Origin of the sequence: Chitinophaga sp. SYP-B3965, assembly GCF_009647655.1 — a bacterium.
Lineage (GTDB): Bacteria > Bacteroidota > Bacteroidia > Chitinophagales > Chitinophagaceae > Chitinophaga.
In genome coordinates this window covers 1,925,438-1,944,895 of the sequence record NZ_WJFD01000001.1, presented here as the reverse complement: position 1 = coordinate 1,944,895, position 19,458 = coordinate 1,925,438, and the positions used below count along the sequence as shown (strand labels likewise).

Annotated in this window: 17 protein-coding genes; 15 read left to right on the top strand and 2 right to left on the bottom strand. The window is 44.1% G+C overall.

Translation table 11 applies throughout. The features are described 5' to 3' along the window. Positions 1–11 precede the first annotated feature (11 nt). The 11 genes from GFS24_RS07555 to GFS24_RS07505 all read left to right on the top strand — a co-directional run bounded on the left by GFS24_RS07555 (position 12) and on the right by GFS24_RS07505 (position 13,411). A complete protein-coding gene (locus GFS24_RS07555) occupies positions 12–647 on the top strand; it encodes a hypothetical protein (RefSeq protein WP_153658961.1) in 636 nt (211 codons plus the stop codon). Between the two features lie 66 nt (positions 648–713). Further along, positions 714–1,376 carry a hypothetical protein gene (locus GFS24_RS07550; RefSeq protein WP_153658960.1) on the top strand — a complete coding sequence of 221 codons (663 nt, stop codon included), beginning with the start codon at positions 714–716 and terminating at the stop codon, positions 1,374–1,376. A 154-nt stretch (positions 1,377–1,530) separates the two neighbouring features. After that, a complete protein-coding gene (locus tag GFS24_RS07545) occupies positions 1,531–2,166 on the top strand; it encodes a FadR/GntR family transcriptional regulator (RefSeq protein ID WP_256379069.1) in 636 nt (211 codons plus the stop codon). Positions 2,167–2,301: 135 nt separating this feature from the next. Continuing rightward, positions 2,302–3,414 (top strand): sialidase family protein, encoded by a 1,113-nt coding sequence (locus GFS24_RS07540; protein ID WP_153658958.1) that lies wholly within the window; start codon positions 2,302–2,304, stop codon positions 3,412–3,414. 28 nt (positions 3,415–3,442) lie between these two features. Continuing rightward, a complete protein-coding gene (locus tag GFS24_RS07535) occupies positions 3,443–6,388 on the top strand; it encodes a TonB-dependent receptor (RefSeq protein WP_153658957.1) in 2,946 nt (981 codons plus the stop codon). Between the two features lie 3 nt (positions 6,389–6,391). After that, positions 6,392–7,915, top strand: a complete 1,524-nt coding sequence (locus GFS24_RS07530; RefSeq protein WP_153658956.1) for a RagB/SusD family nutrient uptake outer membrane protein — start codon at positions 6,392–6,394, stop codon at positions 7,913–7,915. Then, complete coding sequence (locus GFS24_RS07525) at positions 7,906–8,979, top strand: exo-alpha-sialidase (protein WP_153658955.1); 1,074 nt, start codon at positions 7,906–7,908, stop codon at positions 8,977–8,979. Before GFS24_RS07530 ends, GFS24_RS07525 begins: the two co-directional genes overlap by 10 nt. Before the next feature lies 1 nt (position 8,980). Then, a complete protein-coding gene (locus GFS24_RS07520; RefSeq protein ID WP_153658954.1) occupies positions 8,981–11,509 on the top strand; it encodes a sodium/solute symporter in 2,529 nt (842 codons plus the stop codon). A gap of 2 nt (positions 11,510–11,511) precedes the next feature. Then, positions 11,512–12,441: a DUF6772 family protein gene (locus tag GFS24_RS07515; protein ID WP_253906410.1), complete on the top strand. Its 930-nt coding sequence runs from the start codon at positions 11,512–11,514 to the stop codon at positions 12,439–12,441. 12 nt (positions 12,442–12,453) lie between these two features. Continuing rightward, the gene (locus GFS24_RS07510; RefSeq protein ID WP_153658953.1) at positions 12,454–12,780 is read left to right on the top strand and encodes a hypothetical protein; all 327 of its coding nucleotides are present in this window, start codon (positions 12,454–12,456) and stop codon (positions 12,778–12,780) included. Positions 12,781–12,784: 4 nt separating this feature from the next. Continuing rightward, positions 12,785–13,411, top strand: coding sequence for a DUF1080 domain-containing protein (locus tag GFS24_RS07505; protein ID WP_153658952.1), 627 nt, complete (start codon positions 12,785–12,787; stop codon positions 13,409–13,411). A gap of 146 nt (positions 13,412–13,557) precedes the next feature. Here the strand turns inward: GFS24_RS07505 and GFS24_RS07500 are convergent, their stop codons facing one another. Further along, positions 13,558–14,433: a retropepsin-like aspartic protease gene (locus GFS24_RS07500; RefSeq protein ID WP_153658951.1), complete on the bottom strand. Its 876-nt coding sequence runs from the start codon at positions 14,431–14,433 to the stop codon at positions 13,558–13,560. 43 nt (positions 14,434–14,476) lie between these two features. Between GFS24_RS07500 and GFS24_RS07495 the strand changes: the two genes are divergently transcribed. The 3 genes from GFS24_RS07495 (at position 14,477) to kynU (ending at position 17,872) form a co-directional block, all read left to right on the top strand. Continuing rightward, positions 14,477–15,067 (top strand): thioredoxin family protein, encoded by a 591-nt coding sequence (locus tag GFS24_RS07495; protein WP_153658950.1) that lies wholly within the window; start codon positions 14,477–14,479, stop codon positions 15,065–15,067. A 119-nt stretch (positions 15,068–15,186) separates the two neighbouring features. Further along, the gene (locus GFS24_RS07490) at positions 15,187–16,317 is read left to right on the top strand and encodes an acyl-CoA desaturase (protein ID WP_153658949.1); all 1,131 of its coding nucleotides are present in this window, start codon (positions 15,187–15,189) and stop codon (positions 16,315–16,317) included. A gap of 298 nt (positions 16,318–16,615) precedes the next feature. Then, positions 16,616–17,872 (top strand): kynureninase, encoded by a 1,257-nt coding sequence (kynU, locus tag GFS24_RS07485; RefSeq protein ID WP_153658948.1) that lies wholly within the window; start codon positions 16,616–16,618, stop codon positions 17,870–17,872. Between the two features lie 58 nt (positions 17,873–17,930). Here kynU and GFS24_RS07480 read toward each other — a convergent pair whose 3' ends face one another. Further along, positions 17,931–18,359, bottom strand: coding sequence for a VOC family protein (locus tag GFS24_RS07480; RefSeq protein ID WP_153658947.1), 429 nt, complete (start codon positions 18,357–18,359; stop codon positions 17,931–17,933). Between the two features lie 108 nt (positions 18,360–18,467). On the opposite strand from GFS24_RS07480, the gene GFS24_RS07475 reads away from it, so the two are divergent. Further along, positions 18,468–19,442 carry a GlxA family transcriptional regulator gene (locus GFS24_RS07475; RefSeq protein ID WP_153658946.1) on the top strand — a complete coding sequence of 325 codons (975 nt, stop codon included), beginning with the start codon at positions 18,468–18,470 and terminating at the stop codon, positions 19,440–19,442. Positions 19,443–19,458: the final 16 nt, after the last annotated feature.

Genomic DNA, 19,458 nt, shown 5'->3' with positions numbered 1-19,458 from the left:
CCTGCGCCCTTATGAAGTTCCCTTTATTATTCCTTATTGTGTTGTTTGCATGTAATACGCCGACTGCTCCTGCCGCAAAAGAGAAGCAAGACGACATTCACCTGGATAATTTCACTTTCCTGGACTATAACCAGGAAGGAGACGAAAGCCTTTTTATCGTTTGCAGGAAGGGAGATACACTGGCCATGATCTACAATACAGAAGAGGGCATCACTTATCAAATGGGAGACAGGATAGGCCTGGTATGGAAAGATTCCGCCTACAGTCCTGCCGGTGATCCGCAATCTTCTTACACCGCACACTTTGTACAACAGCATACGCTTGTAAAGGAAGGCGCCCTGAGCCGCTTCCTGAAAAGCCATCCCGTTACTTTTACATTTGTTTTTCCGGACCAGGTAACGGAGTACGCACATGATATTATCTTTAAGAGGGCCTGTTATTACATGGCTAATACTGCCAGCCAGCCGCTGAGAAGCATTGTAGATAAGCAGACAGACAGCCTTTCCATCAATGTAGAAGAGATGAATAAAGGTTTCCTGCTCCGCTTCAAACATACTACGGATTCCTTACCACAGCTGTACATCAATTTTGAGGAGCTCTACCAGTTGTATGAGTATGATGGGGTGTCCATCAGGCCAGCTAGTTGATTACCGAAATACTTTGAAAATAAATTGTATATTCAAAGTATCAAGTAACCCACTAATTTATCTTCTATGAAAAAAGCTATTAAATTAACCCTGACCGCAACCGTGGTCATTGCTTTATCTTCATTTGTATCACCCAATAAATTTGCTGGCACAAGCAACATCGGTGATGGGAGTTTTAAAATTGTAAAGTGCTTAAACACTTCCGGCATAACTAAAATAAATGCCAAAGTCCCTTTTTATCAACGGTTCTATAGAAAAGCTGCCCGCGAAGGGGTAAATACCCCAATAGTTATTGGAAATAGTACGGTTGGTGTTAGAGCTTTCGGGTTGAGTTATTCGGAGCCATTTCAGATTATTTTGCCGAGTAATGTTCCGATCCCTGTCTTGATGATGGTGATCAAATATCGTTGGCAAAAGGATAACGATGATCCGTCTAATACAGGAATGAGTCTGACAATTTCGCCGATGTACGAAGCAACTGATGACTCAGGAAACCCATTGCCCATCAATATCGCCAATCAAATATTTATAGATATGCAAGATTCTGATAAGTATTTAGTCGGATCAACTCCGCCATTGGCAGAAGGCATGAATCCTGTTAAACCATTTACACTGCATTTTTATGGGATATTTCCTATTACTGGAGGAGGTACCATGCAGAAATATTTTCAAATTAGTGGAACATGGGAAGATTTTTCCGGAGAATTTTATGAAGAATTATATTGGTAAGCAGATCGAAATGCTGTTGAATAACTAAGTTAATTACCCGGTGCTGCATCAGCGCCGGGTAAACTTTGTATATTTGTAGTACATATAGTACAAGATGCAAGATACAATACAAAGTGATCTAAGTAAAAATCTGGGGCGCGTTAAGTCCAATACAATGGCTGATTCGGTAGAAGTGAAGCTGCGCCAGTACCTTAAGAAAATGTCCTTCAAACCCGGGGACGCCCTCCCCAAAGAAACAGACCTCGCAGAAGCCCTGGGCGTAAGCCGGAACGTAGTGAGAGAGGCTTTAAGCCGGTTGCGCATGCTGGGCATGATAGAAACCCGCAAACGTAAAGGAATGGTATTGGCCAGTCCGGATATTTTACAGGCCTTTGAACGTGTGCTGGACCCCCTCATTATAGATGATACCACCTTAAGAGATGTATTTGAATTGCGGCTGGTGCTCGAAATGGGATTGGCCGATCTCTTATACAAGCGCATGACCGACGCTGACATTGATGAATTGGAAGATATCGCCAACAGCGAGATCAATAAAGACAAATCCTTCCTCGTAAAGAATGAAATTGCCTTTCACGGCAAACTATATGAAATGACGGGCAACAGCACCCTGAAGCGGTTCCAGATCATGCTGCTTCCTGTTTTTGCCTATGTAATTACCCTCGTTGATAAACCCACCAGTGGTAAAATTGACCACAGAGGATTAGTAGAGATCCTCCGAAACGGCACAAAAGAAGACTTCAAAAAAGGGATGTACGACCATCTCAAACCTCACTTCGACCGGATGAAATAATCCAGCCTCAGTACCATGGCGTCTTTCCAAGATTTTCTTTAAAAAATTAGGAAAGCTTGGGATTTTATTTTTAGATTTGTCAATATGTAGTACATATAGAACATATCACCTTCAATTAATCAAATCTCCACAGTTATGACTTTGAGCAAGATACTTTTGCTTACAGGCCTTCTTGTGCCCTTTATTTCTAAAAATAAGGCACCCTTACCTGTTCTGGATTTATCAGGAGATTCCACCCGCCAGGTAGTGGTGGCGCAGGGTACAAAAGATATTTATAACGGGCAGCCAACTACCGTATTAATGCCCGATGGAAAAACCATGTATTGTGTATGGACGTATGGCCACGGCGGCAAATGTGGTCCCGCAAAAAAGAGTACAGACGGTGGCCTTACCTGGAATAATCAATGGGTACCTGCTAATTGGAGCATGGCTGCGAACTGTCCTGCAATTTATCTCTTACCCGGCCCGGATGGCCAGCAACGTGTTGTTGCATTTGCCGGCAGCGGACCTCAGCATCAAATGCAGCAGGCAGTTATGGAAGGTGATACCTGGGGGCCTATGAAAAGCAACGGACTGGACCTCACCGGCATGCCCTTCTGTACCATCATACCAATAGACGGCGGTAAAAGGTTATTGGGCATGACCAATATGAGAAGGCCCGGTGAAAAAGTAGAAAAGAAATCATGCATCGTAGTACAAAGCATCTCTGAAGATGGTGGCCTAACCTGGTCGCCCCTACGTACCGTTTTAGATACCATGGGTTTAAAACCCTGTGAGCCGGAAGTCATCAGATCTCCTTCCGGAAAACAACTGCTGTGCATGATCCGGGAAAATGATAAACATATCTCACTGTATATGCTGAGTGATGATGAGGGTAAAACCTGGTCTGCCATAAAACCTTTACCAGAGGGCTTATGGGGAGATCGCCATAAAGCAAAGTATAGTGCAGATGGCAGGATGGTAGTGGTTTTCAGAGATACGGGCAAAGAAAGCACCACCAAAAATAACTACATGGCATGGGTGGGCACGTATGATGATATCATCAATGGCAGGCCCGGTCAGTACCGCATAAAATTACTGCACAGCTATAAAACATGGGATTGCGGTTATAGCGGTATTGAGTTACTGCCGGACCAGACATTTGTAGCAACCACTTACATCAAATACAGGCCGGATGAAAATAAGAATTCCATCATAAGCACACGTTTCAGATTAGCAGAAACCGACCGACTGATAGCACAACAATAGACAATTACGTTATGAAAAAACTAATACCATGAAGAAATTAATTACTACGTTATGTATGCTCTGCGGGCTGCTGCTTTCTGCAGGCGCACAGGTAATAACAGGCACCATCACCTCTTCCGATAATGGAGAGCGTCTTCCCGGTGCAGGGATCCTTGAAAAAGGAAAGACCAATGCAACACGATCTGATTCTGCAGGTCATTACAAGATCAGCGTTACGGATCCAAATGGCACACTGATCATTTCTTATGTAGGTTATAAAACAAAGGAAATAAAGATCAGCGGGCAATCTAAAATAGATGTTGTACTGGACCCTACCGCTTCCTCCATGCAGGAAGTAGTGGTAGTAGGTTATGGAACGCAACAACGGAAAGATATCACAGGATCTATCTCTACCATTTCCGCCAGTAAGATAAAGAACCAACCAGCAGTGAGTGTAGATCAGTTATTGCAGGGAAGGGCCGCAGGGGTAGATGTATCCCAGGCCTCCGGGGCCCCGGGTGGAAGATTGAATATCCGGATCAGGGGCGCCAGCTCACTCAACGCGGGTAACGAACCACTCTTTGTGATCGATGATGTGCCCGTTTATAATAACAGTAAAGATCCTTCCGGCACTTCTTATGGAACGTTCACTGCTACCAATGCGCTCGCTTCTCTCAACCCTAATGATATTGAATCCATGCAGGTGTTGAAGGATGCTTCCGCTACAGCGATATATGGCTCCCGGGGATCTAATGGTGTAATTATTATTACCACTAAAAGAGGATCAGGCAATAGGATGTCTGTAGATTACAATGGTTATTATGGTATACAAACAGTAGCCAATAAATTAGACCTGATGAACGGGGAGCAGCATGCTGCATACCTCAACGATTGGGCGTTATCGCGCAACCTGCCTAAGCCTTTTGCAAAACCTGATTCTATCGGGAAAGGAACAGACTGGCAGGATGAACTCTTCAGGCCTGCCGTGATCCAGAATCACCAGGTGTCTTTATCCAGCGGAAAAGGAAACCTGAAATACTTTGTATCCGGCAACTATTTCAATCAGGATGGTATTGTGATCAATTCAAACATGAAACGATATTCCTTCCGGGTAAATGCAGATGCGAACCTGACGGATAAGGTAAAGTTCACCCAATCCTTATCCTACAGCAGAACCATCAACAGTTCTGTACCCACCACTGGTGCAGGAAGTGGCAATGTAAGATCAGTAGGAGAAAAGATCTATGAAACATCTCCCACCATTCCTGTGTTTGATGAAAACGGTGAGTATGTGGATTATTGGTACAATGCAGGAAAGGCGGAAAGTCCGGTAGCTTCTTTGCTGAGCGTAAAGAATAAACTGCAGGGAGATAATTTTTTAGGAAATGTGGCACTGGAGTATAAGCCATTCGCTAACCTCACGTTTAAATCACTGGTAGGTATTAACCTCACCAACAGGAGTAACCAGGAGTATTATCCTAAAGCAACTACCTATATAGGAGGACTTTTAGGAGGATTGGGTATGATCGGTGAAAGAAAGATCACGAATATACTCAATGAGAATACCGTGCGGTATACGAAGATCTTTAAAGAGAAACATAACCTGGAATTATTAGGTGGTTTTTCCTGGCAAAAGGAACAGGATTTTAGTGCTACCATGGAACCTTCCAAATTTGCGGACGACAGGCTGGGCCTGAATTCCATTGGAAGCGCTACCGGTGCCACTATTATTGGTTCTTCCTTAACAGAGTGGAGCATGGCATCTTTTATAGCCAGGGCCAATTATCAGTATGATAATAAGTATTTGCTGACTGCCTCTTTCAGGGCCGATGGTTCTTCCAAGTTTGGTGCAGATAATAAATGGGGGTATTTCCCGTCAGTAGCCGTTGGTTATCGTTTATCTGAGGAACCTTTTATGAAGGACCTGAAGTTCCTCTCTGATCTGAAATTAAGGGGAAGTTACGGTCTTACCGGTAACCAGGAGATCGGTAGTTACCAGTCCCTCGCTACTTTAACAACTTCCAATGCTTATATCTTCGATAATAAACTATTCCCTGCGGCCAGGCATACCAGGCTGGTAAATGGTGAATTGAAATGGGAGAAAACAGGGCAGTGGGATATTGGATTGGATGCTGCCTTCTTTAATAACCGCCTGAGATTAACGGCTGATTATTATAAGAAAGCCACGCGCGACCTATTGTTCACCATCGATCTGCAGGCATATTCCGGCTACAGCAGTGCATTGTATAATACAGGTGGATTAGAGAACAAAGGAGTTGAGTTAAACCTGGGTGCTGATATCTTTACCGGCAATTTCACCTGGACGGCAGACTTTAATTTTGCCCATAATAAAACGAAGGTCACCTCTTTAGGCCGTGCTACATCCACTACTTTATTTGTAGGATATCCTCCCGGAAATTATTTAGGATATGTATATGAAGGCGTATTCCATAACCAGGCCGAAATTGATGCCCAAACCGTACAAACCACCGTTAAACCAGGCGATGCAAGATATAAGGATGTAACAGGAGATGGATTCCTGAATGCAGATGACAGGGTGGTAATGGGTAATTCCCTGCCTGAATTCACATATGGTTTCAGCAATGTTTTCGGCTATAAGAATTTCAGTCTCACTATATTCCTGCAGGGAGCTGCTGGTGCAAACAGGATAGAAGATACCGGCCTCAATGATCCTTCCGGATCAGGTAATAAATCCGTTAATCTTTTAAACAGGTGGACGCCCGGTAATCCAAATAGTAATATACCAAGGGCTGGTTACAGTAATGTGCTTACTTCTACTTACCAGCTCATGAATGCTTCCTATCTGAAAATACGCAACGCTCAGCTGAGTTATGCTTTCCGTGGAGGTACCAGCATTTATGTGTCCGGGCAAAATCTGTTCACCAAAACAGATTACATAGGCTATGATCCTGATGGCGGGGGAGGATACCCAACAGCAACCACACTCATGTTCGGCATTAACCTTAAACTTTAAAAAATGCAAGCAACCACTAAAAATATATGCACATCACTCCTCATTTTGGCGGGTGTTTCCTTTTCTTCCTGTAGTAAATTCCTGGAAGAAGAACCAAAGAGTTTCCTGGCACCGGAGAATTATTATAAAACAGCAGAAGATGCATTCATTGCACTAACAGGTGCTTATGATGCTTTGGGCAGTGGCGGTGAAACATTTATAGCAAGAAGACTGCAGTACCTTACCTGGTTTGCATCAGATGAGGCTTTGCCACCTACACTTACAGCGGAAATGCCATTAGATGAATTCAGCTATGTGGCAGATAACGATGATGTTTCCCGGGTATGGAATTCCATGTATGCGGCTATCAATACCGCCAATATTGTGATAGACAGGGTGGCCAATATATCCATGGACGAAACATTGAAAACACAGTACATAGCAGAAGCCCGTTTCCTCAGGGCCTTGAGTTATTTTTATGGCGTGAGGTTGTGGGGAGATCTTCCCCTCGTGGCAAAAGAAGTAACAGCCGTGAGCCAGGTGGATATTGCGCGATCACCCATCAGTGAGGTGTATGACCTGATAGTATCAGACCTGGAATTTGCAGGAGAACATCTGGCGCCTGCTAATCAGAATGGACGGGCCAGGAAAGGAGCAGCTAAAGCGTTGCTGGCAAAAGTGTATTTAACAAGGGCTTCCTCTGTGGCGGCTAAACCAGATGACTATCAGAAATGTGCAGATATGTGTAACGAGACGCTGGCAATACCAGAACATACGCTGTTACCTGATTATGAAAAAGCGATAGGAGGAGAAGATGAGTTCAATAAAGAATCACTCTTTGAGTGGCAGGGAGATCGTGTATTGAACACCTCCAGTGAATTGAATGCGGTAGGCGCATTCTGTTTACCAAGAGGAATGTATGTAATACCAACGCAAACGGCTTCTGATGGAGGTTCTATAGGTAGTGAGGTGGCTTACTTTAACAGATATCCGGATAATGATTACCGTAAAGAATGTACCTTTTATACCGTAGGGCCAGATAAGAACGGGAATCCGATCACCTGGCAGCAACTGGCGGTACCATATCCCAGTCCTGCAAAAAAATACGTTAATAAAAACGCTACCACCAGGGATGCAGCTGCTTTTTCAGGAAATTTCGTACTATTAAGATTATCAGATGTGTACCTGATGAGAGCAGAAGCTTTAAATGAGATCTCCGCCGCACCAACCGCAGATGCGTATACCATGATCAATGCGATAAGAGGAAGGGCGAGGAAAAGGAATGGAGGAACGCCATCCGCAACACCTGCTGACCTTGCCGGTTTAACAAAAGAAGCCTTCCGTGATTCCGTTCTAAACGAACGCGTAGTGGAACTGGGATTTGAAGGCCATCGCTGGTTTGACCTGGTAAGAACAAAACGACTGGTAGCAACCATAAAGGCAGTACATCCTGCATACCCGGTTGCTGAAAAGCATTTGCTTTTCCCCATTCCGGCGAATGAAATAAAACTGAATCCAAAGATCGAACAGAATCCATTATGGAAATAAAAGCGATAACGATCCTGCTGCTGATGTTGTTTCAAAAAGACGCTGTGCAAAGAACAACGGTATGGACAGCAAATGACAATAACATCTTTGCCCATTTCGTCTACGGTCTAACGGTAACGAATAAAGGCACCATACTGGCTTTTGCAGAAGCGCGGATAACAGAAAGTGCGGATGATGGTGCGCATCATATTGCATTAAGGAGAAGCACAGATAATGGCAAGAGTTTCTCTCCATCCATCAACGTGGTGAAAAGCGTGGATGGCCAATCCTGGACCAATCCTACCATTGTGCAGGATAATAAAACAGGATCGTTATTTCTTTTTTACGCTTTAAACCATCACAACACCAGCACGCAGGTCTTTTACATCACCAGCAAGGATGATGGACTATCCTGGTCAGATGCAACAGATATCACCGCCATCTTTGATGGTAACAAACAGGGCTGGACGTTCCATCTACCCGGCCCGGGGCATGGTATTCAGCTAAAGAATAAACGCCTGCTTGTTTCCGTATGGCATAGGAAATCTATTTCCTTTGCTGCAAAAGAAAGGGCTTACGGCGTTAATTGCATCTACAGCGATGATCATGGTAAAACATGGAAAGTGGGAGGAGATGCACCAGTGGGGGAATTTAATGAATCACAGATCGTAGAGCAGAAGAATGGAAATGTCTTATTGATAGGACGCACGATGACAACTTCCCAGGGAAAGGTGATCAGTAAAGACAAAGGGATCAGCTGGTCAGCTAACATGGAGTATGACAAAGGACTGCAAGGTAGCATTTGTGACATCGGATTAACCAGGGTTGGAAATATGATCCTGGTTTCACAACCGGCAGATCTTAAAAAGAGAAGAGACCTCACCATCAGGGCAAGTAAAGATGAGGGCAAAACCTGGAGCTTGAATAAGCTGTTACACGAAGGCAGCGCCACCTACTCAGACCTGGCCGTACTAAAGGATAAAAGTATCATTTGCCTGTATGGTCACGGCGGAAATAAACATATGCCGGACACGGTATCACTGGCCCGTTTTAGTATAGAATGGCTATCAGACAACAAGAAATAGTATGAACGTAAAGAAATACATCTGGTGGTTATGCCTTTGTCTTATTCCTGCAACCATGCAGGCGCAGTGGTTTTCATGGGATAAGGCTAAAGACCTGCCGGTAAAAGAAGGCCTGAGTAATACCATCACAGGTATCAGCAATGGTGCATTGATCGTTGCCGGCGGCAGTAATTTTAACCAACCCATTCAGGAAGGAGGGCAGAAGATCATTCACGACAGGATCTATGTGGCTACGGATGGTAACAACATGAACTGGAAGGAAGCAGGCAGATTACCTTTCCCTCTGGCAAATGCTGCTGTAGTGAATTTAAACAATGGCTTACTGGCTATCGGTGGCACAGATGGTAAAGAGACTAAAAACCATGTATTATTACTTACCTGGAACGCAGTAACAGGCCAGGTAGACATAGACACTACCTTTCCAAAACTCCCAATCCCGCTTTCTTCCATATCTGCCGCCAGAGCAGGTAATTATATTTACATCGCAGGAGGGCAGGACGCCACCGGTAAACCACAGCAAACTTTTTGGAGCATTGAAATAGGACAGCAGCAATGGAAACCTTTACCTGCATGGCCCGGCACTGCAAGGTTTGGTGCTGTCATGGTAACACAAGGTAATGGAGAGTATGATAACCTGTATCTTTTTGGAGGTAAAGGAACAGCAGGATATTTACAGGATGCGTATGCTTATGATATCCGTAAGAACAAATGGAAATCACTCACTCCCATACCAAGGCCAGCATGGTACAGCCCTGCCATAACTTTAGGACAAACGCATGTGATCATATTCAGTGGATCAGATGGTCATGATGCAGATAAAGCCATTGCGCAGAAAGATGATTACCACATGATCAAAGAAGTGCTGGCTTATCATACCATCACCAATACCTGGATAAAACTGAATGATGTACCTACCGGTGTAGCAGGTGCAACAGCCGTACGCTGGAATAATAAACTGATGCTGGTAGGAGGAGAACTGAGGCCGGGTGTACGCACCAGCCAGATACAGATCGCTACGCTGCAAACTGCCAGGCAAAAAAGCAAATTCGGTTGGATAGATTATGGCACACTGGTACTCTACCTGGCGCTACTATCTTTTATGAGTTACTATTTTGCGAAGAAGAAAAAGGGCGCGGATGATTACCTGCTGGGCAGTAAAAATATCCCGTATTGGGCAGCAGGCATTAGTATCATGGCTACACAGGTAAGTGCTATCGGATTTATGAGCATACCTGCAAAAGCATATGCCATTAACTGGGCTTACTTTGCAGGAGTATTCACCTGGTTCATCGCAGTACCCATTGTTACACGTTATTATATTCCATTCATCAGGAAACTGAATGTAGCCAGTGCCTATCATTATCTGGAAGAGCGTTTTAATTCCGGCTCCCGTCTTTTTGCAGCGGCTGTATTTATACTCTACCAACTGGCACGGATGGGACTTGTATTATATCTTCCATCATTAGCACTGGCTGCCGTTACACCATTGGATACCATCACCTGCATCCTTATCATGGGTGTATTGAGTACTGTGTATACTGTCGTAGGAGGAATCGAAGCAATTATATGGATTGAAGTAGCGCAGGCTATCTTATTGTTTGGTGGAGCCTTGATTTGTGCGATACTGGCCATTATTGGTTTAAAAGGTGGTTTGGGTGATTTTTTCACACAGGGAATAGCGGATCAGAAATTCAGTTTGGGGCAGGCAGACTGGAGTTTTACTTCCTCCTCACTGATCGTGATCCTCATCGGCAACATATTTATCCGCCTGGGTAACCTCACCAGCGATCAGGCAGTGGTACAACGATATATGACTACCGGCAGTCTTAAGCAGGCGCAGAGAAGTGTATGGGCTGATGTGGCCGTATCCATACCATGGGCCATTGTTATCTATGGATTAGGCACTGCACTGTATATCTTTTATAAACAGCATCCTGAGCAACTGAATCCTTCCGTTTCTACAGATGGCATATTGCCCATGTTCATTGCACAACATGCGCCTGTTGGCCTCAGCGGACTGATCATTGCAGGTATTTTTGCAGCCTCGATGTCCACACTGGAAGGGCATATTCATAGTGTAGCGACTATTTTCACCACTGATTTTTACACACGTTATAAAAAGGATATCACACAAAGGGAAACGGCCAAAGTAGCGCGCATAGCAACGGTTGTGTTAGGTGCATTTGCAACCGGTCTTTCAATAATACTCGTATTTGTGGATGTGAATTCCATACTGGATGTATTCCAGGAGATCACCGGCTTGTTCATTGGTGCTTCCGCCGGTTTATTCATGCTGGGTATTTTTACCAAAAGGGCAAATGCCACAGGTGCACTGGTAGGTGCTGTGAGCAGTGGTTTCATCCTGTACTTCGTTAAAACATTTACACCGCTTAGCTTCTGGCTGTACAGCGCCATTGGTTTCTTAAGCTGTTATATTATTGGTTACCTGGTCAGCTGTTTATTGCCGGGCAAAAGAGGCTTACAAGGCCTCACGTATTATACCATCAACGATAATTTAAAAGAGAAATAAATATGGAACATGTTATTGCGCTGGATGCCGGGATGAATAAATACCAGCCGTTGAAAAAGATCATTTGTTATGACGACTTTGATAAAGGACTTAACGGATGGATGGACCTGCACCCTAATTATGTGGGCAAGGATTTCAATACGCTACGGTACAGTCATGTTGATAAAACGCAGTGGGGTCCGTTAATGTTAAGCAGTGCCAGCTTCAGATTAGCAGGTACACATGGTTCCATGGATGGTACATATTCTTTGAAATTATCCACGCGGCCAACCGCAAACCCTTATACAGAAGCACCGGCACCAGGCAGTTTATCTCATGGTATTAAACGTTTAACCACCCATCTTCCGAAAGGCTTGCGCCAATATGAAATGTGGTATGCTTATACGCCGGAACAGGACCGGCAGGGATTAAGCGAACAGGCCATGCGCGCATTCGGGATCTTCTTTGATATCCAGGATGATGAATACCGTTATTTTATTGGCGCCCGTTATCTGAATGCCGTGAATGGAGAAATGGTTCGCCGCTGGCAGATCTTTAAAGCGAAGGAAGTAACAGATGTGGAATGGGCATACGGCGTGGAGAATGATTGGTGTAAAATGGGCATTGATGCCATGTGGTATGGCAAACGTTATGCAGATGGATCTACAGATGGATTTGAATTTATCCCGGATGGATACCAGGACCTCTGCTACAACGAGAGCGATGATAAGATCAACTGGAGTTACCTGCGCTTGCTGATTGATACAGAGAAGCGGGAATATGTAGAACTGCAATCCGGTAGTAAGATCTTTGATCTGAGAGGAACGAAACCTACCTTAACTGCACCCTACGCAAGAATAAAAGGTTTATTCAATCCAAGTATGTGGGTGGAAAATGATACAGAGAGAAGAGTGTTCTTTTTTGCAGACTCCGTTGTTATTTCAGGCGAATAATTAAAAATTGATATGAGACATTTTCATGCATCTGCCGTAGAGCGCAGAAAATATTTTAAAGGAACAGTGAGTTCTCACCCGATGGAAGCAGGATGGGCAGGAGAAGCTATTTTCTTTTTGATCATAGAGGAAGTAAAAGGTATTTTAAATGCAGGTGTGGAAATCTCAGCAGACGGGATCAACTGGATAAAAGAAGGCGCTGTTTTTCCATTGATAGATAAACCCGGGCATTATTTCTGCAAAGTTTCTCATTTCGGCAACTGGTTGAGGGTAAGTGGAGAAGTGGAAGGAGAGGATGCTGAAATTAAAGTTTCTATTCATTTACATTTGAAAGCATAATAGGATGGGTACATTTTTGCTATGGGCACTAATTCATTGGCAGTCCCTGTCAGCAGATCAGTGGCGCGGTTATCAAAAAGATCATCTGCCAGCAGAATGGATAGTAGAGGATGGTGCCCTTACACTCACAAAGAAAGGCGGTGGCTATATCGTCACCAAAGAAGAGTATGAAGATTTTGACCTGCGCATGGAATGGAAAATAGCAGAAGGTGGTAACAGCGGCGTTCTTTTTCACGTTTCCGAAGATCCGCAGTATAAGAACGTTTATGAAACCGGCCCCGAAGTACAGGTGTTGGACGATGAACGGCACCCGGATGCAAAGAAAGGAGCGGAGGGCACCCACAAAGCCGGCGCTAATTATGACCTGATGCCGCCATTAGTGAATGCAGTGAAACCTGCCGGCGAATGGAATGATTTCAGATTAAAAGTAAAGAATGGTCATGTACAACACTGGCTGAATGGAAAGAAAGTGCATGATTATCAGTTAGAAAGCAAGGAATGGCAAACGTTAGTAGATAAAAGTAAGTTTGCAGTGATGCCCCAATACGGAAAGTTCAAATCAGGGCATATATCCTTACAGGACCATGGTAACAGGGTTTGGTTCAGGAATATCAGAATTCGCAGATTGTAATAAAATTCGTATATTCGTATAGAAGGTCTTTCTGTTAAAAGCAGAAGGACCTTCTTTTTTGATACTATTTTACCATTCCTTCTCCTAGGGTTCAGGAAGGGTTCACCAAGGGTTCAGGTAGGGTATAACTAAGAGTTACGTAGGTGTTAATATACTACCAGCATCTCCCGTTTCTGCAAATCAACAGTCAATTGTTTCCCTATCCAGTTAATCGAAACAATCCCGTCATAGATCAACCCTTCCACAAAAGAAGCTTTAAAGCCTTCCACTTTCACACCCGGCGCCCCTTTAGCGGCCAGACTGCCTACTTTTGTATGGTAGATGGAACTACTAAAACTCGTATCTATCTCGCTGCGATGGGAGATCTTCTTCACTTTGGCTGTATCACCGGTATTGATGCCCAGCAAAGGGATGTTTTTGGCATTAAGCCGGAATACATTCTTACCGGAACCACTATCCAGCAGGAATTGAAGCGTAAGTTTATTTTCCAGCGTGAAATAAGCAAAGATATCCAGCGATTTATCCCGGTGTTTTTCCAGTTGCAGCGGGATGATAGCTTTCGCTGCTTTCTTCCGGACCGCCAGGCTTTTATCCGTTTCAATGATAAGTTTGTTCTGGGTGTAATCTATGGTGAAAGGAGTATTTTGGAAACTCATGAGGGAGATCAACCCGTCTATAGGTCCAAAGTTGGCATCAATCACGGCAACCGTAGGGTTTTTATCCGTAAAGCCACCCAATGTTAGTGTCTGTGCAGTGTACAGATCTGCATCGATCCTTTCTCCTGTAGCACGGAATCCTGTGAAACCGCCATCCTGTTTAGGAAAATTGCTGAGTTTTTCAGCAAACTTCTTCGTCACTACATGCAGCCCGCCGCCCGTATCAAAGATAAAATTGCCTTCCACGCCATTGATAGTGGCTTTCACAAGAATGTGACCTTCCGGCATAATTTCTATAGGAATAACTATTTGTGCATAGCTGAAATGGCATGCCAGCATAGTTATGATCAGTAAAAAGCGTTTCATCCGATAAAATTACTATTTTAAGCCCGGGAAAAACACAACAGAAATGGATATTAGTGAACTGGCAGAGAAGGCCTTTACCTATGCAGAATACCGGGAATTGTTAAATGAGTTTGTAGAGGACCAGGAAAATAAAACGGAAGCGCAATTGAAAATGCTGCCCTATATCGTTACCAATATTAACCTGATGGAAACCTGGGACCAGGCCGCAGCACTAACCGAAGAAATGAAAGCGGCAGTAGAGAGTTGGGCCCCTGCTACCTGGCTGGTTTTAACAGAAGGCTGGTGCGGAGATGCAGCGAACATCATTCCCTTATTCCAAAAGATCGCAGATTTCAGCAAGGGCAAAATAAAACTCCGCCTCCTGTTGCGGGATGAAAATACAGCTCTGATGGACCAATACCTCACAGATGGCGGCAGAGCCATTCCCAAAGTGATCATTTACGACGAAGCTTTCAGGGAATTAGCCAATTGGGGACCCTGTCCTGCAGTATTACATGCGCAAAAGAAACCCTGGAAGGAAGAAGCCGGTAAAGATTTCCAGATCCTGATCAGGAAAGTGAATGAATGGTACGAAGCAGATCAGTGCATCACTACACAGGCAGAAATACTCGCGCTGCAACATAAACGGCAATAGATCAGCCCGATATTTCACTACTTGTTATTCTTTTAACATTCCTCTGCATCTAATCCTGTAAATAAAACGTAGCTTACAGGTATACAGATTTGTAAATTCCGTATAAATACAATAACAACATGAATGATAAGAATAAAAAACATGCCATTGTCCGCTTTGCACCAAAGGGGAGTGACAGTTTTTTCGAAATGGTGAAAGCGAAAGTGGATGATTATTTCACGTCAAATAAATTATCGCGCTACGCAACTAAAGGTATGTGGGTTAAAACAGTGGTGATGATCCTGCTGTATGTAACACCTTATGTACTGATGGTTACCGGAGTAGGTGCATCCAGTAACTGGATCTTCCTTGGATTCTGGGCCCTGATGGGTCTGGGGGTTGTAGGCATAGGTACCTCTGTAATGCATGATGCTAACCACGGTACCTATTCTTCTAAAAAGAACGTTAACTCCATGATGGCATATATATTGGAAATGATCGGCGGGTACAGCGTTACCTGGAAGATCCAGCACAATATATTGCACCATACTTACACAAATGTAACCGGTCTGGATGAAGATATTGATACTACTGCGCTGCTGCGTTTCTCACCCAATCACAAGCTGCGCTGGTTCCACCGTTTTCAGTTCCTCTATGCCTGGTGCCTCTATGCAGTGATGACCTTATTCTGGATGACAGTAAAGGAATATCGCCAGCTGATCCGTTATGATCAGTTCTCCCTGCTGAAGAAAGCAAAAACTACTTTACCGAAAGCCATCACCCATCTTACTTTATATAAGATGTTCTACTATGGTTATATCATTGCATTGCCTTTGCTGTTCTCCGGAGTTTCCTGGTGGATGGTGCTGGTAGGTTTTGGTGTGATGCACGTAATAGCAGGGGTGGCACTCGCTTGTATATTCCAGCTGGCACACGTGATGGAAACATCTTCCTACGCGGAGCCTGTAATGGATGAAAAAAGCGGTGAGAAGAAAATGGAAGAGAACTGGGCTGTGCATCAGTTATTGAACACGGCAAATTATGCGCCCCGTAATAAATGGCTTTCCTGGTTCATCGGTGGTTTGAACTACCAGATTGAACATCATCTGTTCCCGGGTGTTTGCCATGTACACTACGCTAAATTATCGCCTATTATTCATAGTTCTGCGCAAGCTTTTGGTTTGCCATATAATGTACAACCCACTTTTATGCATGCCCTTTGGGAACATGCCAGGATGTTGCACATGTTAGGGCGAAAGCCTAAGGCATAAAAAAAAGCGCTCCGGAAAAGGGGCGCTTTTTTTGTTTTATGCAGGGCATAAAAAAAGGCGGTAAGAATACCGCCCTCATAAATTTTTAACCATATCCTATGAAAAACCTTAACAAAGATAGGCAGAGAACTTTCTCCCGACCGGTTCATTTTGCCAACGTGCAGTTTTATCTGGTGAACGCTGGGTTTTTACTGTTGTTAACCTAAACTTAACAGGTATTAAAATCTTCGTATTTACAGAAGTGGCTGATCCTCAATATTTTTGGTCTGAATTGTCATAAAATGTAACTTGCCCCTCTATGACAACAAAATTTGAAGCCTCCGTTTCCTTTGCGCAAAGCATGGATGTGCTTGATCCTCTGGCAGTTCTAAAATCGCGTTTCTATTTTCCGCAACACAATGGAAAGGATAGTATCTATTTCTGTGGTAATTCCCTTGGCCTGCAACCAAAAACCGTCACTGCGGCTATACAGCAGGAGTTATCCGATTGGCAGGAAATGGCGGTAGAAGGTTACTTCCGCGCTAAGAACCCCTGGTTATATTACCAGTACAATTTTGGGAAAGGACTGTCTGCCATGATGGGCTGCAGTGAGGATGAGGTGACCGTTATGAACACGCTCACCGTAAACCTGCACCTGATCCTCCAAAGCTTTTACCGCCCCGGGAAGGAGCGTTTTAAGATCATTATGGAAGCAGGCGCATTCCCCTCTGATCAATATGCGATAGAGACTGCGGTAAGATTGCAGGGATTTGATCCTGCTACCGCTATTGTGGAAGTACATCCTCTGGCCGGTGAGAAATTGCTACGTACAGAAGTGATCCTGCAAACCATAGAAGAACATAAGGATTCACTGGCCTTAGTACTGATGGGTGGCATCAATTATTATACAGGGCAGTTCTATGATATGCCGGCTATCACAGCCGCAGCACATGCAGCTGGTGCTTATGCCGGTTGGGACCTTGCACACGTGGCAGGAAACATTCCTTTACAATTACATGCATGGGACGTGGATTTTGCTGTATGGTGTTCCTATAAATACCTGAATGGCGGCCCTGGTGCCGTAGGTGGTTTATATGTGCATGAACGTTTTGGAAATGATCCTGCTTTTCCCCGTTTAGGTGGATGGTGGGGTAATGATGAAAAGACGCGCTTTAAAATGGAGAAAGGTTTTATACCAGGGAAAGGAGCAGCCGGCTGGCAGATCAGTACTGCGCAGGTATTTAACATGGTAGCCTTAAAAGCATCGCTGGAAATATTTGACGAAGCTGGTATTGATAAATTGAGAAGCAAAAGCCTGCAACTCACTGCTTACCTGGAACACCTGATCCGCCAATCACCTTTGCCCTGTGAGATCATTACACCGGAAGATCCGGCACAAAGAGGCGCACAGCTTTCTTTGTTCTTCCCTGAAAACGGAAAAGCTATTCATACACAAATGATGGAAGCAGGTATTATCTGTGATTATCGGGAACCCGGTGTGATCCGTTTAGCGCCAGCGCCTTTGTATTGTTCTTATATGGATGTGTTCCGGTTTTATGAAGTGCTTACTTCTTAAAGATAAATATGCTCCTTAAAAATAAAAGGTTCTGCAGGCAAGCCTGCAGAACCTTCATTTATTTCTGAGCCGGCGTATAATTGATCATCCACTTCACCAGAAACTTATCCCTGCACATCCCAAAATAAGCCCCCCAGAAGGTTTTATTCATCGGCATTTCCACCTCTCCATCTTTAGAAAGTTCCTTAAAAAGCTTTTCCGCCTCCTTTTCACTTTCTGCCTGTACGCAGATATGGAAGTTAGTGCCCGGCGTTACCCTGTCCTGCATAGCCTCCAGGTTATCAGACGCCATGATAGTTTGTACATCCCCAATAGCCAGTGAAATATGAATAAAACGCTGCTGCTCTTCCGGAGACATCTTTTCTCCACCTGCCACCTCTGCATAACGGGAATAAATGGTGAACTCTCCACCAAATACAGATTTATAAAAATTCATAGCTTCCCCCGCTGTTCCATTAAAATGCAGGTAAGGATTAAAGTCTAACATTGTTTCTTATTTTCTGTAAAAGTAGAAGGACTTATTTACATATATGACCGGTAAATACGACATTCTTCTAAAGGTGATTGCGACAGTTACTTTCCCTACATTTGGGGCATGATCACAATCTCCATACTGGCCCTCCGGAACGCAGTTCTGGCTTCCATTACCGATTCCCGGTATGTATTCCTCATGGTGAACCAGTTCCTTAAAGAAGCCGGAAAAGAACCCCTGTTCAAAGTGCAGCTGATAGGACTCACAAAAGAGGTGGAAGCAGATAAGGGATTTAATATCCATGCGGATGCTGTATTAGCGGATAAGCCACAATCAGACCTCATTATTATCCCTGCCATGTTCGGGAACATGCTCACATCCAGTTATCTGAACAAGCAATATGCACACTGGATCAACCAGCAGTATAAAAAGGGAACAGAAGTGGCCAGCATGTGCTCCGGGGCTTTCCTGCTCGCTTATTCAGGATTGCTGAATGGCAAACAGTGTACCACACACTGGATCTATGCCAATGAATTCAGAAGTTATTATCCCGGTGTGAAACTGGTGGACGAAGAAATGCTGGTGGTACAGGATGGATTGTATTCCAGCGGAGGCGGCACCTCGTATTGGAAACTCTTATTGTACCTGGTGGAAAAATATACAGACCGCACCACCGCCATTCATGTCGCCAAATATTTCACCATTGATTTCACGCGCGATAAACAGAGTCACTTTAATATGTTCAGCGGTTTGAAAGATCATGAAGATGAAGTGATCAAAAATGCACAGGAATATATTGAACAGCATTACCAGGGAAGGATAACCGTAGATGAAATAGCAGACCTGTATAACGTTACACGCAGAACTTTTGAAAGACGATTTAAAAAAGCCACTTATCACACCGTAGCAGAATATATACAACGCGTAAAGATAGAAGTCGCCAAAAAACAACTGGAAGTGGGCCGTAAATCCATCATGGAAGTGATGATAGATGTGGGTTATTCAGATACCCAGGCATTCCGCGATGTTTTCAAAAAGATCACCGGCATGACGCCCATAGCCTATAGCCGCAGATATAACAGAGATGCGCCCTTGTAATTTCCCTTTTTTGTTT

Excerpts from the sequence above, each read along its gene's own strand:
- GFS24_RS07555 (WP_153658961.1), top strand. The coding sequence starts at position 12 with ATGAAGTTCCCTTTATTATTCCTTATTGTGTTGTTTGCATGTAATACG.
- GFS24_RS07550 (WP_153658960.1), top strand. The coding sequence starts at position 714 with ATGAAAAAAGCTATTAAATTAACCCTGACCGCAACCGTGGTCATTGCT.
- GFS24_RS07545 (WP_256379069.1), top strand. The coding sequence starts at position 1,531 with ATGGCTGATTCGGTAGAAGTGAAGCTGCGCCAGTACCTTAAGAAAATG.
- GFS24_RS07540 (WP_153658958.1), top strand. The coding sequence starts at position 2,302 with ATGACTTTGAGCAAGATACTTTTGCTTACAGGCCTTCTTGTGCCCTTT.
- GFS24_RS07535 (WP_153658957.1), top strand. The coding sequence starts at position 3,443 with ATGAAGAAATTAATTACTACGTTATGTATGCTCTGCGGGCTGCTGCTT.
- GFS24_RS07530 (WP_153658956.1), top strand. The coding sequence starts at position 6,392 with ATGCAAGCAACCACTAAAAATATATGCACATCACTCCTCATTTTGGCG.
- GFS24_RS07525 (WP_153658955.1), top strand. The coding sequence starts at position 7,906 with ATGGAAATAAAAGCGATAACGATCCTGCTGCTGATGTTGTTTCAAAAA.
- GFS24_RS07520 (WP_153658954.1), top strand. The coding sequence starts at position 8,981 with ATGAACGTAAAGAAATACATCTGGTGGTTATGCCTTTGTCTTATTCCT.
- GFS24_RS07515 (WP_253906410.1), top strand. The coding sequence starts at position 11,512 with ATGGAACATGTTATTGCGCTGGATGCCGGGATGAATAAATACCAGCCG.
- GFS24_RS07510 (WP_153658953.1), top strand. The coding sequence starts at position 12,454 with ATGAGACATTTTCATGCATCTGCCGTAGAGCGCAGAAAATATTTTAAA.
- GFS24_RS07505 (WP_153658952.1), top strand. The coding sequence starts at position 12,785 with ATGGGTACATTTTTGCTATGGGCACTAATTCATTGGCAGTCCCTGTCA.
- GFS24_RS07500 (WP_153658951.1), bottom strand. The coding sequence starts at position 14,433 with ATGAAACGCTTTTTACTGATCATAACTATGCTGGCATGCCATTTCAGC.
- GFS24_RS07495 (WP_153658950.1), top strand. The coding sequence starts at position 14,477 with ATGGATATTAGTGAACTGGCAGAGAAGGCCTTTACCTATGCAGAATAC.
- GFS24_RS07490 (WP_153658949.1), top strand. The coding sequence starts at position 15,187 with ATGAATGATAAGAATAAAAAACATGCCATTGTCCGCTTTGCACCAAAG.
- kynU (WP_153658948.1), top strand. The coding sequence starts at position 16,616 with ATGACAACAAAATTTGAAGCCTCCGTTTCCTTTGCGCAAAGCATGGAT.
- GFS24_RS07480 (WP_153658947.1), bottom strand. The coding sequence starts at position 18,359 with ATGTTAGACTTTAATCCTTACCTGCATTTTAATGGAACAGCGGGGGAA.
- GFS24_RS07475 (WP_153658946.1), top strand. The coding sequence starts at position 18,468 with ATGATCACAATCTCCATACTGGCCCTCCGGAACGCAGTTCTGGCTTCC.